Source organism: Polaromonas aquatica, assembly GCF_042659145.1.
GTDB classification, from domain to species: domain Bacteria; phylum Pseudomonadota; class Gammaproteobacteria; order Burkholderiales; family Burkholderiaceae_C; genus Polaromonas; species Polaromonas aquatica.
Genome location: NZ_JBHSRS010000084.1, coordinates 88,305 through 103,065 on the forward strand (window position 1 = coordinate 88,305; position 14,761 = coordinate 103,065).

Consider the following 14,761-nt stretch of genomic DNA (forward strand, 5'->3'; position numbering starts at 1 on the left):
ATGATTCTCGTTTGCTTTATCATGGCCAGCGTTTGTAACAAAGAGGATTGTCTGCATGTTGAAAAAAATCACGCTGTCGTCGTTATTGCTGGTCGCAGGTTTTGCGTCTGCCCAGGAACAGGTGGTGAACCTGTATTCTGCACGCCACTACCAGACCGATGAAAAGCTCTATAGCGACTTCACCAAGGCCACCGGCATCAAGGTCAACCGCGTGGACGCCGACGATGCAGGCATCCTGGCACGCCTGAAAGCCGAAGGCGCGGCCTCCCCCGCCGACGTGATTTTGCTGGTTGACGCCGCCCGCCTCTGGAGAGGCGATGTGGACGGCCTGTTCAAGCCGATCAAGTCGCCCGTGCTGGAAGCCGCCATCCCGGCCAAGCTGCGCGCCAAAGAAACGGCCGAGGGCACGACCTGGTTTGGGTTCTCCACCCGCGCCCGCGTGGTGGTCTACAACAAGGTCAAGGTCAAAAAGGCCGACGTCGACACGTATGAAGAGCTGGCCGATCCGAAAAACAAGGGCCTGCTGTGCACGCGCTCCGGCGCGCACCCCTACAACCTCTCGCTGTTTGGCGCAGTCACCGAGCACATGGGCGAGGCAAAAGCCGAAGCCTGGCTCAAGGGCCTGGTCGCCAATATGGCGCGCAATCCGCAAGGCGGCGACAGCGACCAGATCAGGGCTGTGGCCAGCGGCGAGTGCGGCATCGCACTGACCAACACCTACTACCTTGCCCGCATCATGCGCTCCAATGCGCCTGAGGACAAAGTGGTGGCCGACCGCGTGGGCGTGGTGTTCCCGAACCAGGAAACCTGGGGAACGCATGTGAACATTGCCGGAGCCGCAGTCGCCAAAAACGCCAAGAACACGGCCAACGCCATCAAGTTCATGGAATACATGGCCAGCCCCGGCGCACAGGAATACTTTGCCAACGGCAACAACGAATGGCCTGCCGTCCCCGGCCTGGCCATCAGCAACCCGGCACTCAAGGCCATGACCGGCATGGGCAACGGCAGCTTCAAGTCCGAAACCATTCCCATCAGCGCTGTTGGCAACAACCAGCTCAAAGTCCAGCAGATGCTCGACCGCGTCGGCTACAAATAAAACCGGTGTAAAACAAAAAGCCCGTGAGTCACTGACTTCGCGGGCTTTTTTTATGGGTCATAATTTACTTTTACGTAAACGTCAACTCCGGGCCGCAGCGCCCTTCAATCAAGGAAGCATCTCATGGATATCGCAGGCAAAGTATTCATCGTCACCGGCGGCGCATCAGGTCTCGGTGAAGGCACGGCGCGCATGCTGGCCGGCAACGGCGCCAAGGTCGTGATTGCCGACATGCAGGCCGAAAAAGGCGAAGCGATTGCAAAGGAAATCGGCGGCGCCTTTGTCAAATGCGACGTCAGCCAGGAAGCCGACGGCCAGGCGGTCGTTGCCAAGGCGCTGTCGCTGGGCAAGCTGATGGGCCTCGTCAACTGCGCCGGCATTGCACCGGCCGAAAAAACCGTGGGCAAAAACGGCGCGCACAACCTGGGCGTGTTCACCAAATGCATCACCGTCAACCTGGTGGGCAGCTTCAACATGATTCGCCTGGCAGCCGATGCCATGTGCAAGAACGAGCCCGAAGCCACCGGCGAGCGCGGCGTGATGATCTCCACCGCCTCCGTTGCAGCCTATGACGGCCAGATCGGCCAGGCCGCCTACAGCGCGTCCAAAGGCGGCATCGTCGGCATGACATTGCCGATCGCCCGCGACCTGGCCCGCAACGGCATCCGCAACATGACGATCGCTCCCGGCATTTTCGGCACGCCCATGATGTTCGGCATGCCCAAGGAAGTGCAGGACTCGCTGGCCGCGTCCGTGCCCTTCCCAAGCCGCCTCGGCACGCCGCAGGACTACGCCAAGCTGGCCAAACACATCATTGAAAATGAGATGCTCAATGGTGAAGTCATCCGCCTGGACGGCGCGATCCGGCTGGCACCACGCTGATTGGAGAAAGATGGAAAAAGAGCGGGCGCAGGTCCGCTCTTTTTTTGATAGCTGGTCGCGCGCTCAGGACGCCGGCCACAGGCCTTAAGCGCTCTTGAAATGCGCAATTTCAGGCCCAAAGAGGCGCGCATGCCGCCAGCCGGCATCGCAAGATGCCTCGGCGACGTACCATCGCAACTCACGCCAAACAGATGGGATTGCATGAAACGCCTGACCAGTTCGCTCGCCCTCGTTTTTATCCTGGCGGCCTGCAGCAGTCACGGCACCGCCCCGGACAACTTCAGCTACACCGCCCCGGCGCAGACGCAGCCCGAAGGCGCCTCCGGCTACACCACCAAGTCCGGCTGGGCTACCACCCGGTTTGCCGTGGCCGCCGCCAACCCGCTGGCTACCGACGCGGGTTACCAGATACTGAAAGCCGGTGGCTCGGCAATCGATGCGGCGGTTGCCGTGCAAATGGTGTTGGCGCTGGTGGAGCCGCAGTCCAGCGGCATTGGCGGCGGCGCTTTCCTGATGCATTTCAACGGCAAGGATGTGGAAGCATTCGATGGCCGCGAAACCGCGCCAGCGGCAGCCACAGACAAGCTGTTTACAGGCACTGACGGCAAACCCATGTCGTACTACGACGCGGCCGTGGGCGGCCGTTCTGTAGGTACGCCGGGCGCAGTGCGCATGCTGGAAATGGCGCATAAACAATACGGCAAACTGCCCTGGGCGCAACTCTTGCAGCCGGCCATCACGCTGGCTGAAAATGGTTTTAATGTCAGCGCCCGCTTCCACACCCTGCTGGTGCCGGAAGTCCACCTGAAAAAAGACCCGGTCGCCCTCGCCTATTTTTACGACAGCCAGGGCCAGCCCTGGCCTGCCGGCCACCTGCTGAAAAACCCTGAGCTGGCAGCGGTGCTCAGGCTGATTGCGACTGACGGCTCAAAAGCACTGCTGGAAGGTGAAGTGGCGCAGGCCATTGTGGACAAGGTGCAAAAACACCCCGGCAATCCTGGCCTGCTCACGCTTACTGACCTCGCCGGCTACCAGCCCCAAAAGCGCGCGCCCATTTGCCACGATTACCGGGCCTTGAATAAGGACTACCGCCTGTGCGGCATGCCGCCGCCCAGCTCAGGCGCGATTGCCATAGGGCAGATCCTGGGCATCCTTTACAACACCAAAGCGGCCACACTCCAACCCGAAAACGGCCTGCCCGGCCCCGACTGGCTGCACCTGTACACAGAGGCATCACGACTGGCCTATGCCGACCGCGCACAATACCTGGGTGACCCGGACTATGTGCAAGCGCCGGCCGGCAACTGGATGAGCCTGCTGGACCCGGCCTACCTGGCCGGTCGCGCAAAACTCATAGGCGCGCAAAGCATGAAAAGCGCAGCACCGGGCAAGCCGCCGGGCACGCAGACCAGCCATGCGCCCATGCCGCAGCAAGACGAATACGGCACATCGCACATCTCCATCGTCGATCCCTACGGCAACGCCATCGCCATGACCACCACGATTGAAAACGTCTGGGGTTCACGGCAGATGGTGAACCGCGGCAAGGGCCTGGCCGGCGGCTTCCTGCTCAACAACGAGCTCACTGATTTCAGTTTTTCCCCGACCGATGCAGCCGGCACACCGATTGCCAACCGCGTGCAGGGCGGCAAGCGCCCGCGCTCATCGATGGCGCCCACACTGGTGTTTGACAAGGCCACGGGCCAGCTTGTCATGACCACCGGCAGCCCCGGCGGCGCGGTGATCATCCACTACACCGCCAAAACACTGTACGGCGTACTCAACTGGGGACTGAACGTGCAGCAAGCCATCAACCTGCCGAACTTCGGCTCGCTCAATGGCCCGACCCTGCTGGAAAAAGGACGTTTTCCGGCAGCAACCATGCAAGCCCTGCGCGCCCGCGGCCACGAGGTGCGCGAGCAGGACATGAGCAGCGGGCTGCAAGGCATACAGCGCACGGCAAGCGGATTTTTTGGCGGCGCCGACCCGCGCCGCGAAGGCATTGTGATGGGCGATTGATGCCTGCCCCGTGCCCGCATTTGCTTATAAATATTCTGGCGAAGTCAATGCACCGCCAGAGCTTTACCATTCGGACATCCGGCTCAAGTTTGTGCGAACATCGATTGATGGCGCGCGCCTGACAATTCCCTCTCAATTTCTGGAGTCAAAAATGCTGAACGTCTTTAAAAAACACGGTGTCACGGCCTGCGCCGTATTGAGCCTTGCCGCCATGGCAGCCCCGGCCCATGCCGGCAAAACACTGGACGCCATCAAGGCGCGCGGCCAGCTGGTGTGTGGCGTGAGCAGCGGTGTCGCCGGTTTTTCGCAGGCCGACAGCGCTGGCAAATGGTCCGGACTCGATGTAGACATTTGCCGGGCGATTGCCGCCAGCGTGCTGGGCGACGCCAACAAGGTGAAATGGGTGCCTTTGGTCTCGCAGCAACGTTTTGCCGCACTGCAATCCGGCGAGATCGACATCCTGTCGCGCAACACCAGCTGGACGCTGACACGTGATGCCTCGCTGGGCCTTGTCTTCACTGGGACAACCTACTACGACGGCCAGGGTTTCATGGTGCCGGCCAAAAGCAAGGTCAAGAGTGCCAAACAGCTGAAAAATGCCACGGTCTGCGTGCAGTCCGGCACCACGACAGAAAAAAACCTGAGCGAGTTTTCGCGCATCAACAACCTCAGCCTGAAACCCGTGGTGTTCGAAAAGTTTGACGCTGCCAACGCCGCCTACTTCTCGGGCCGCTGCCAGGCTTACACTACCGACGCATCGGGCCTCGCCTCCATCCGCAACAAGGAAGCCAAAACCCCGGCAGAACACGTCGTGCTGCCCGAGCTGATTTCCAAGGAGCCCTTGAGCCCCGCCGTTCGCCGTGGTGACGACGAGTTTTTTGCGATTGCCAAGTGGGTGGTGTTTGGCCTGATCGAAGCCGAGGAGTATGGCGTGACGCAGGCCAACGTCGATGCATTGCAAAAAGACAGCAAGGACCCCAACATCGGCCGCCTGCTCGGCACCACGGAAGACACCGGCAAGCTGCTGGGCCTGGACAAGGACTGGCTGGCACGCGCCGTCAAGGCCAGCGGCAACTATGGCGAGATCTTTGAACGCAACGTCGGCCCCAAAAGCCCGCTGGGCCTGCCGCGCGGCAGCAACAAGCTCTGGTCGCAGGGCGGCCTGATGTACGCGCCGCCCGTGCGCTGATGCCCGAGCCCTCAGTTCCCTTGATACCGCCGCGCCCTGCCCCTGCGGCAACGCGGCATTTCTCGTGGCGCGGCCGCAAGGCGCGCAGCGTGGCCTACCAGGTACTGGCCGTGCTGGCGATAGCGCTGCTGGGCTGGCTGCTGGTCAGCAACACGCTGGCCAATATGCGGCTGCGCGGCATACAGAGCGGTTTTGATTTCCTCTGGCAACCGGCGGGTTTTGACATCGGCGAAGGCTGGCTCAGCTATGACTCGGCCAGCCCCTACTGGAAAGCCTTTCTGGTCGGCATCGTCAACACCCTGCGCGTGGCGCTGATAGGCTGCGTGCTGGCGACTGTGCTCGGGACCTTGCTGGGTGTGGCGCGGTTTTCGCGCAACGCACTGTTGCGCGGCCTGAGTTATGGCTATGTGGAACTGTTCCGCAATATCCCCTTGCTGCTGCAACTGCTGATGTGGTACCTGCTCTTCATTGAATACCTGCCGCCGTCCAGCGAGGCCTTGAGCATTGGCAAGGCCATCTTCCTGAGCAAGAACGGGCTCTCGTTTCCATCCCTGGCATGGGAGCACGGGCAGTTGCAATTCCAGCTGCCTGTGGCCGGCGAAATGCAGGTCGAGGGCGGCAGCGCGCTCAGCCCTGAGTTCATGGCCGTGCTGCTGGGCCTGGTGCTCTATACCTCCGCTTTTATTGCCGAAGTCGTGCGCGCCGGCATTGCATCGGTGCCCAAAGGGCAACACGAAGCCGGTGCATCCATAGGTTTGTCGCGCGCGCGCTCCATGCGCCTGATCGTGTTGCCGCAGGCGCTGCGCCTCATCATCCCGCCGCTGACCAACCAGTACCTGAACCTGACCAAAAATTCCTCATTGGCCGTCGCCGTGGGCTACCCCGAGCTGGTGTCGATTGCCAACACCTCCCTGAACCAGTCCGGCCGCGCCGTCGAGTGCATCGCCATCATCATGCTGGTTTACCTGCTGCTGTCGCTCTTCACATCCGCTCTGATGAACTGGTTCAATCGCCGTGCGGCGATCAAGGAGCGCTGAGCCATGCCTGAAACGTTTCACCCCATTCCCCCCAGGCCCACGCCTGTGCACAGCATAGGCGCCATGGCCAGCCTGCGCCAGAATCTTTTCTCCAGCGTGCCCAATACCGTGCTGTCGCTGCTGCTGATGGCCTTGTTCGCCTGGCTGGTAGCGAAGGGTTTCAACTGGGGCATTGTGAATGCCGTGTTTGCGCCGGATGCAGACCGTTGCCAGGCAGCGCGCGGACTGGGCGCCTGCTGGGGTGTCATCAACGAAAAGGCCCGCTTTATCCTGCTGGGCCGTTACCCGCAAACAGAACAGTGGCGGCCCGTGCTGGCCACCTTTGCGCTGCTGGCGCCGGTGCTGGCCAGTTGCAGCACGCGCTTCTGGAAACCGTCGCTGGCCTTGATCTGGGCTGCCGGGCTGGCACTGTTTTTTGTGCTGATGGGCGGCGGTGTGGCCGGCCTCGAGAAAGTACCGACCGATGTCTGGGGCGGCCTGCCGCTGACCTTGATGCTCAGCGTGATCTCCATGGTGCTGGCCTTCCCGATCGCGGTGCTGGTGGCGCTGGGCCGGCGTTCGGACATGCCGGCGATACGCTCGCTGTGCGTGGTTTACGTCGAATTGGTGCGCGGCGTGCCGCTGATCTCGGTGCTGTTCATGGCGTCTTTCATGCTCCCGCTGTTTTTGCCGGTGGGCAAGTCGCCCGATGTGCTGGTCCGCGTGATTGTCGGCATCACGCTGTTTGCCGCGGCCTACATGGCCGAGATCATTCGCGGCGGCCTGCAGACGGTGGGCCGAGGCCAGGCGGAAGCCGCCGCCAGCATCGGCCTGAGTTACTGGCAGGCGCAGCGCAAGATCATCCTGCCGCAGGCGCTGAGTGCGGTGGTGCCCAGCATAGTGAACAATTTCATCTCACTGTTCAAGGACACCTCGCTGGTCACCATCGTCTCGCTTTACGAACTCACGGGCGCGCTCTCGCTCGCCCTGGGTTCGGACCCGAACTGGCGGCCGTTCAAGATCGAGGCCTACCTGTTTATTGCCGCCATCTATTTCGCCTTCTGCTACGCCATGTCGCGTTACAGCCTGCGGCTGGAAAAACGGCTGGCCAGGAACGGGAAATGACGGGAAATTACGGAAAAGAAGAGGACAAGAACGTGAGCAATCCCATCATCCGTTTCGACAAGGTCAACAAGTGGTTTGGCAGCTTTCATGTGCTGCGCGACATCGACCTGTCCGTCCAGCCGGGCGAACGCATCGTGATCTGCGGGCCCTCCGGCTCGGGCAAGTCCACGCTGATCCGCTGCATCAATGCCCTGGAGGACTACCAGGAAGGCACGCTGACGGTCGCCGGCTCGGTGCTGGGCGACAAGCTCAAGGCGATTGAAGCCGTGCGCCGCCAGGTCGGCATGGTGTTCCAGCAGTTCAACCTGTTCCCGCACCTGACGGTGCTGGAGAACCTGACACTGGCACCGGTCTGGGTGGCCGGCCTGCCGAAAAAGGAAGCCGAACAAATCGCCATGGCGCAGCTAGAGCGCGTGCGTATTGCCGAGCAGGCCCACAAATACCCGCTGCAGCTTTCGGGCGGCCAGCAACAACGGGTGGCGATTGCCCGCTCGCTGTGCCTCACGCCAAAAATCATGCTGTTTGATGAGCCGACTTCGGCGCTGGACCCGGAAATGATCAAGGAAGTGCTGGACGTGATCGTCAGCCTCGCCGATCAGGGCATGACTATGTTGTGCGTCACGCACGAGATGGGTTTTGCGCGCGCGGTGGCCGACCGCGTCATCTTCATGGACGAAGGCCAGGTCGTCGAAGAGAACACGCCGGACGCCTTCTTTGACGCCCCCAAAACCGACCGCGGACGGGACTTCCTGTCAAAAATCCTGGGGCACTAGGCTCTGGGCGCATTCAAACGCCAGAATCGTCATTTTTATAGAGAAAAGTGCCCATGGCCGTCGTAAATAGCGCGCGACCAGCTATCATTTAAATAGCAATTCAGCTGTCGATCGCAGCCGCCGACCCGGCCTGCTTGCGCAGCTCGAACTTCTGGATCTTGCCGGTTGAGGTCTTGGGCAACTCGCCAAACACCACGGCACGCGGCACCTTGAAAGCCGCCAGGTGTTTTTTGCAATGCGCCACGATGTCTTCGGCCGTTGTCTGTGCGCCGGCTTTCAGTTCAACAAAGGCGCAGGGGGTTTCGCCCCAGCGCGCATCGGGCTTCGCGACCACGGCCGCCGCCAGCACGGCGGGGTGGCGGTAGAGCACGTCTTCCACCTCAATCGATGAAATGTTTTCTCCGCCCGAGATGATGATGTCCTTGCTGCGGTCCTTGATCTTCATGTAGCCGTCGGGGTACATCACCGCCAGGTCACCCGAGTGGAACCAGCCGCCGGCAAACGCTTCTGCGGTCGCCGCGGGATTTTTCAGGTAGCCCTTCATGGCGATGTTGCCCTTGAACATGATCTCGCCCATGGTCTCACCGTCCATGGGCACGGGCTGCATGGTCTGCGGGTCCAGCACACGCACATCGCGCTCCAGGTGGTAACGCACGCCCTGTCGAGCATTGAGCCTGGCGCGTTCGCCGATCTCCAGTGTTTCCCAGCCGTCCTGTTTGGCGCATGCTGTCGCCGGGCCGTAAACCTCGGTCAGGCCGTAGACATGCGTCAAATCAAAACCGAGCGCCTCCATACCCTCGATCATGGATGCCGGCGGCGCCGCCCCCGCGACCATGGCCTTGACGCCCGCAGGCAGGCCCAGCTTCATCGCGTCGGGCGCATTGACCAGCATGCCGTGCACGATGGGCGCGCCGCAGTAATGCGTGACGCCGTGCTGGCGTATGGCGTCAAAAATCGCCTGCGCCTCAACCCTGCGCAGGCAGACATTGACGCCGGCACGCGCAGCCACGGTCCATGGAAAACACCATCCATTGCAGTGAAACATGGGCAGTGTCCACAAATACACGGCGTGTTTGGGCATGTCCCACTCAAGAATGTTGGACACCGCATTGAGCGCCGCGCCGCGGTGGTGGTAGACCACGCCCTTGGGGTTGCCGGTGGTGCCGCTGGTGTAGTTCAGCGCAATCGCGTCCCATTCATCGGCAGGCAGCTTCCAGGCGTAAGCCGCATCGCCCTGGGCCAGAAAGTCCTCGTAGGTGACGCTGCCGATACGCTCCACCGGCCCGGTGTACACGGCGTCTTCGACATCAATCACCAGCAGCGGCGTGCTCGCCTTGCGCAGGGTCAGCGCTTTTTTCATGGTGCCGGCAAATTCCGGGTCGACGATGACTACTTTGGCCTCGCCGTGGTCCAGCATGAAGGCAATCGTTTCCGCATCCAGCCGGGTGTTCAGGGCATTGAGCACGGCGCCGGTTACCGGAATGCCGAAATGCGCCTCCACCATGGGCGGTGTGTTGGGCAGCATCACGGCGACCGTGTCGCCCTTGCCGATGCCGTGGCGCTCCAGTGCGCTGGCCAGCCGGCGGCAGCGCGAAAAAACTCCGGCCCATTTGCGGCGCAGGCTGCCGTGCACCACCGCCAGCCGGTCAGGGTAGACCTCGGCCGTGCGCTCGATAAAGGACAAGGGCGACAGCGGGGCGTGGTTGGCCTCGGTACGCGGCAGGTCCTGGTCAAAAATACTGGGCATCTTTTCTCCTTTGTTTTTCTGAGGGGGCAATACGTGCATGGTAGCGCCACGGCATTTCCCGGCGAGCCGCCCCGCGAATGAAAGCGTCCCTTCGGACGCCAAGGCGTTGCACGAAGCGGGCGGGCGGTGAGCGAGGGTGAAGGCACAATATGGCCGTGTCCATTCCCCAATCATTTATCCAGGAGCTTTTAGCGCGCGCCGACGTGGTGGACATCGTCGGTCGTTATGTGCAGCTCAAAAAAGGCGGCGCCAACTTCATGGGCCTGTGCCCTTTTCATGGCGAAAAGTCACCGTCTTTCAGTGTCAGCCCGGCCAAACAGTTCTACCACTGCTTCGGCTGCGGCAAGAACGGCAACGCCATCAGCTTTTTGATGGAGCACGCGGGCATGACCTTTATCGAGGCCGTGAAAGACCTGGCCCAGCAATACGGCCTGCAGGTGCCTGAAGACGATGTCTCGCCGCAGGACCGGGCCAGGGCCGCTCAGATGCGCGAACAGCAGGCCACACTGACCAGCGTGCTTGAAAAAGCCGGCATGGCCTACATCAAGCACCTGCGCGGGTCCGAAAAAGCCATTGCCTATTTCAAGGGACGCGGCCTGTCGGGCGAAATCGCAAAAACCTTTGGCCTCGGGTATGCGCCCGAAGGCTGGCGCAGCCTGGCCAGCGTGTTTCCCGACTACAACGACCCGCTGCTGGTGGAAAGCGGCCTGGTCATCACCGGCGAGCCCGGCGAAGAAAACGCCCAGGGCGAAGCCAAACGCTATGACCGCTTCCGCGACCGGGTCATGTTCCCCATACGCAACGTCAAGGGTGAATGCATAGGCTTTGGCGGGCGGGTGCTGGGCGATGACAAGCCCAAGTACCTGAATTCGCCTGAAACCCCGGTCTTCAGCAAGGGCCGCGAGCTTTACGGCCTGTTTGAAGCCCGCACCGCCCTGCGCGAGCACGGCTACGCGCTGGTTACAGAGGGCTATATGGACGTGGTGGCGCTGGCCCAGCTGGGCTTTGCCAACGCCGTGGCCACGCTGGGCACGGCCTGCACGGCCGACCATGTGCAAAAGCTGTTCCGCTTCACCGACTCAGTCGTTTTCAGCTTTGACGGCGACGGCGCCGGGCGCCGGGCGGCACGCAAGGCGCTGGATGCCGCCCTGCCCTTTGCCACGGACGTGCGCACCGTCAAATTCCTGTTCCTGCCCGCCGAGCATGACCCGGACAGTTACATCCGTGAGCACGGCCAGGAAGGTTTTGCGGCCTATGTCGGCAAGGCCGTCCCCTTGAGCAAATTCATGCTGGAAGCGGCTGCCGAAGGCTGCGACCTCGACACCGCGGAAGGCCGCGCCCACATGGCCAGCAACGCCCGCCCGCTGTGGAGCCTGCTGCCCGACGGCGCCCTCAAGCGCCAGCTACTGGCCGAAATCGCCGACAAGGTGCTGATAGACATCCGCGACCTGATGCAGTTGTGGCAGCCCGCCTCCGCCGGCCATAAGAGCGGCTCCAAGGGTAGCTACAAAAACAATAGCGCGCCCCGCGCAAAAACAGGCGGCTCCAGCCAGAATACCCCTTCAAACTCATACCAGGCCCCGGCGCCCGAGGAGTTTTCCGGTTACCCCGAAGACCTGCACTACGAAACCGACTACGCCGGTTTCGAGCCGCATTTCCCCCCGCCTGCCGCCATGGAGCGCAGCTATACGCCCCGATCGGGCAATGCAGGCAGCCGGGCGCCTCGCCGCGCAGCAGGCCGCCTGCTGCCCGCCAGCCGGGAAGACCGCGTCCTGCGCCTGTTGCTGACCGAGCCGCAAACCTGGGACCGCCTGAGCAGCGAGGAGCATGTACTGCTGTCCGCCCTGCCCGCCCCGCATGGACCGCTTTTTACCTGGCTGGAAAGCCAGTTGCATGAGCACGGCCCGCTGCCCTGGGCTGCCTTGCGCGAAGGCCTGCGCGGTCACCCGAACGAACAGCATGCCATTGCGCAAATCTCGCAGATCCCGGAAGGCATAGAAGGCGACTGGGCTGAAATCCGGCGCATCCTGGACCAGCTCCTCAGGCTGGGCCGGCAAGAGGAAATGAAGGAACTGGCTGCCCGGGCGGCCACCGACCCCCAGGCGCTGCAACGCTACCGGGAACTGGCCGCCAGCCTGAAAACCATGGGCGAAAACGGGGCCTGAAAATAAACGCAAAAATCGCCCGTCAAGCCGCCTAAAAAACAGGCATCAGGGTATAATCCGACTTTCGACACGGCAAGCGCGACAGCAGCACCTCCGGCACCGGCCTTCCGCAAACACGGAAACCTCACACACGAGATGGCCACATTCCCGCAAGGACTGCACACCAAATGTTCGCCCACACAGCTTGCCTGCCCAATGTGTTTGGGCATTTTTTGCGCCCCGTGCTTTGATATCTTTTGAGGTCCTCCCTTCCGGAAGGCCTCAAGAGACGTAAAACGCCGGTGCCTTGTGTTTAAAGCGTTTTTTGACATCGGAGAGCCAGACATGCCTTTGCAGAAGTCCAGGAAGCCAGCCGTCACAACCGTCAAGTCAGCCCAGGCAAAAACTGCAGTTGCCGCCAAAAAGGCCGGCAAACCAGTAGCCAAGGTGCAGGCGGTTGAAAAAGTCAAAAAAACCGCCATATCCACCAAGGTACCAGCCGCCAAAGCCGCGATCAGCAAAGTGCCCGTGAAATCTGAAAAGTCCCCGAAGAAAGTCCCCACCGTGACCTCCAAGTCCAGCCAAGCCAAATTAACCGAAGCCGCCGATGCGCTGCTCGCAGCCGCAGCCCCGGCGAAAAAGAAACCCGGCCGTCCGCCCAAAAACCCGGCTGCAGCTGTAGAAGGTGCTGCCCCGGCCACCACCGGTGCAAAACGCGGCCGCAAGCCGAAGAGCGCCGCCAAAGCCGATGGCGACGAGGACATGTCCGATATTGAGGACGATCTGGCCGGTGAACCCGTGGTGGAAACGACCGAAAAGGTCAAACCGCTGCGCATGAAGATCAGCAAGGCGAAAGAACGCGCCTTGATGAAAGAGTTCGGCCTGGACGAAACCGTGCTGTCCGAAGAAGACATGCTCAAGCGCCGCATGCGCCTGAAAACCCTGATCAAGCTGGGCAAGACGCGCGGTTACCTGACGCACGGCGAAATTTCCGATCACCTTCCCGACAAGCTGGTCGATGCCGAGACGCTGGAAGTCGTGGTCAACATGCTCAACGACATGGGCGTGGCCGTGTACGAGCAGGCGCCTGACGCCGAAACCCTGCTGCTGAACAACACCGGCCCGACCGTTGCGACCGAAGAGGAAGCCGAGGAAGAAGCCGAAGCAGCCCTCTCCACCGTGGACAGCGAATTCGGCCGCACCACCGACCCAGTCCGCATGTACATGCGTGAAATGGGCACGGTTGAACTCCTGACGCGTGAAGGCGAGATCGAGATCGCCAAGCGCATCGAGGGCGGCCTCATGAAGATGATGGAAGCCATCTCCGAGAGCCCCGCCACGATTGCCGAAATCCTGCGCCTGGGCGAGGAAATCCGCGAAGGCAAAATCGTCATTTCGACCGTCGTTGACGGCTTCTCCAACCCCAACGAGGCCGACGATTACGTTGCCGAAGAAGACTTCGACGAGTTCGACGAAGAAGACGACGACGACGGCAAGGGCGGATCCAAGGCGCTGACCAAAAAGCTCGAAGAGCTGAAAAAGGAAGCCCTGACCCGCATAGACCGGATTGCCGGCCTGTTCGAGAAAGTCCACAAGACCTACGACAAGGAAGGTTACGGCACGCCGACCTACGCCAAGGCCCAGAAAGCCCTGAGCGACGAGTTGATGACCGTGCGTTTTACCGCCAAGACCATTGAAAAGCTGTGTGACCTGCTGCGCGGCCAGGTGCTGGACGTTCGCAAGAAAGAGCGCGAACTGCGCCGCATCATCGTCGAGAAATGCGGCATGCCCCAGGAAGTTTTCATCAAGGACTTCCCGCCCAACCTGCTGAACCTGAAGTGGGTTGAAAAACAGGTCGCTTCCGGCAAGCCTTGGTCCGTCATCATGGCGCGCAACATTCCGCCCATCCAGGAACTGCAGCAAAAGCTGGCTGACCTGCAGGCACGCGTAGTGGTGCCGCTCAGCCACCTGAAAGACATCAACAAGCGCATGAACGAAGGCGAGTCCAACTCGCGCGACGCCAAGAAAGAGATGATCGAGGCCAACCTGCGCCTGGTGATCTCGATCGCGAAAAAGTACACCAACCGCGGCCTGCAGTTTCTGGACCTGATCCAGGAAGGCAACATCGGTTTGATGAAGGCCGTGGACAAGTTCGAATACCGCCGCGGCTACAAGTTCTCGACCTACGCCACCTGGTGGATTCGCCAGGCCATCACGCGCTCCATCGCTGACCAGGCCCGCACCATCCGCATCCCGGTGCACATGATCGAGACCATCAACAAGATGAACCGCCTGTCGCGCCAGCACTTGCAGGAATTCGGCTTTGAGCCGGACGCCAGCATCCTGGCCGAGAAGATGGAGATTCCGGAAGACAAGATCCGCAAGATCATGAAGATCGCCAAAGAGCCGATCTCCATGGAAACGCCGATTGGTGACGATGACGACAGCCACCTGGGCGACTTCATCGAAGACGGCGCCAACACCGCACCGCTGGAAGCCGCGATGCAGGCCGGCCTGCGCGATGTCGTGAAAGACATCCTCGACAGCCTGACACCGCGCGAAGCCAAGGTGCTGCGCATGCGTTTCGGTATCGAGATGTCGACCGACCACACGCTGGAAGAAGTCGGCAAGCAGTTCGACGTGACGCGCGAGCGCATTCGCCAGATAGAAGCTAAGGCGCTGCGCAAGCTCAAGCACCCTTCACGTTCGGACAAGCTGCGCAGCTTTATCGATACGCTGTAAGGCAACCCGCCCATAAAAAAGGCCA

General features: G+C 61.4%; 10 protein-coding genes. 9 read left to right on the forward strand and 1 reads right to left on the reverse strand.

What is annotated here, in order from left to right:
• The first annotated feature begins 55 nt into the window (after positions 1-55).
• The 7 genes from ACFQND_RS21655 to ACFQND_RS21685 all read left to right on the forward strand — a co-directional run bounded on the left by ACFQND_RS21655 (position 56) and on the right by ACFQND_RS21685 (position 8,103).
• The gene (locus tag ACFQND_RS21655) at positions 56-1,099 is read left to right on the forward strand and encodes an extracellular solute-binding protein (RefSeq protein ID WP_371439614.1); all 1,044 of its coding nucleotides are present in this window, start codon (positions 56-58) and stop codon (positions 1,097-1,099) included.
• 123 nt (positions 1,100-1,222) lie between these two features.
• A complete protein-coding gene (locus ACFQND_RS21660) occupies positions 1,223-1,981 on the forward strand; it encodes a 3-hydroxyacyl-CoA dehydrogenase (protein ID WP_371439615.1) in 759 nt (252 codons plus the stop codon).
• A 201-nt stretch (positions 1,982-2,182) separates the two neighbouring features.
• Positions 2,183-4,000 (forward strand): gamma-glutamyltransferase, encoded by a 1,818-nt coding sequence (ggt, locus tag ACFQND_RS21665; RefSeq protein ID WP_371439616.1) that lies wholly within the window; start codon positions 2,183-2,185, stop codon positions 3,998-4,000.
• Positions 4,001-4,151: 151 nt separating this feature from the next.
• Positions 4,152-5,189, forward strand: a complete 1,038-nt coding sequence (locus tag ACFQND_RS21670) for an amino acid ABC transporter substrate-binding protein (RefSeq protein WP_371439617.1) — start codon at positions 4,152-4,154, stop codon at positions 5,187-5,189.
• Complete coding sequence (locus ACFQND_RS21675) at positions 5,189-6,226, forward strand: amino acid ABC transporter permease (protein WP_371439618.1); 1,038 nt, start codon at positions 5,189-5,191, stop codon at positions 6,224-6,226. Before ACFQND_RS21670 ends, ACFQND_RS21675 begins: the two co-directional genes overlap by 1 nt.
• Before the next feature lie 3 nt (positions 6,227-6,229).
• Positions 6,230-7,330, forward strand: a complete 1,101-nt coding sequence (locus tag ACFQND_RS21680; protein ID WP_371439619.1) for an amino acid ABC transporter permease — start codon at positions 6,230-6,232, stop codon at positions 7,328-7,330.
• Positions 7,327-8,103 (forward strand): amino acid ABC transporter ATP-binding protein, encoded by a 777-nt coding sequence (locus ACFQND_RS21685; protein ID WP_371439620.1) that lies wholly within the window; start codon positions 7,327-7,329, stop codon positions 8,101-8,103. Before ACFQND_RS21680 ends, ACFQND_RS21685 begins: the two co-directional genes overlap by 4 nt.
• A 100-nt stretch (positions 8,104-8,203) precedes the next feature.
• Here ACFQND_RS21685 and ACFQND_RS21690 read toward each other — a convergent pair whose 3' ends face one another.
• Entirely contained in the window at positions 8,204-9,850 is a 1,647-nt protein-coding gene (locus ACFQND_RS21690) for an acyl-CoA synthetase (RefSeq protein WP_371439621.1), read from the reverse strand.
• A 155-nt stretch (positions 9,851-10,005) separates the two neighbouring features.
• Here ACFQND_RS21690 and dnaG point away from each other — a divergent pair, with 155 nt between their 5' ends.
• Entirely contained in the window at positions 10,006-12,015 is a 2,010-nt protein-coding gene (gene dnaG, locus ACFQND_RS21695) for a DNA primase (protein WP_371439622.1), read from the forward strand.
• A gap of 324 nt (positions 12,016-12,339) precedes the next feature.
• A complete protein-coding gene (gene rpoD, locus ACFQND_RS21700; RefSeq protein WP_371439623.1) occupies positions 12,340-14,736 on the forward strand; it encodes an RNA polymerase sigma factor RpoD in 2,397 nt (798 codons plus the stop codon).
• Positions 14,737-14,761: the final 25 nt, after the last annotated feature.

Excerpts from the sequence above, each read along its gene's own strand:
- ACFQND_RS21655 (WP_371439614.1), top strand. The coding sequence starts at position 56 with ATGTTGAAAAAAATCACGCTGTCGTCGTTATTGCTGGTCGCAGGTTTT.
- ACFQND_RS21660 (WP_371439615.1), top strand. The coding sequence starts at position 1,223 with ATGGATATCGCAGGCAAAGTATTCATCGTCACCGGCGGCGCATCAGGT.
- ggt (WP_371439616.1), top strand. The coding sequence starts at position 2,183 with ATGAAACGCCTGACCAGTTCGCTCGCCCTCGTTTTTATCCTGGCGGCC.
- ACFQND_RS21670 (WP_371439617.1), top strand. The coding sequence starts at position 4,152 with ATGCTGAACGTCTTTAAAAAACACGGTGTCACGGCCTGCGCCGTATTG.
- ACFQND_RS21675 (WP_371439618.1), top strand. The coding sequence starts at position 5,189 with ATGCCCGAGCCCTCAGTTCCCTTGATACCGCCGCGCCCTGCCCCTGCG.
- ACFQND_RS21680 (WP_371439619.1), top strand. The coding sequence starts at position 6,230 with ATGCCTGAAACGTTTCACCCCATTCCCCCCAGGCCCACGCCTGTGCAC.
- ACFQND_RS21685 (WP_371439620.1), top strand. The coding sequence starts at position 7,327 with ATGACGGGAAATTACGGAAAAGAAGAGGACAAGAACGTGAGCAATCCC.
- ACFQND_RS21690 (WP_371439621.1), bottom strand. The coding sequence starts at position 9,850 with ATGCCCAGTATTTTTGACCAGGACCTGCCGCGTACCGAGGCCAACCAC.
- rpoD (WP_371439623.1), top strand. The coding sequence starts at position 12,340 with ATGCCTTTGCAGAAGTCCAGGAAGCCAGCCGTCACAACCGTCAAGTCA.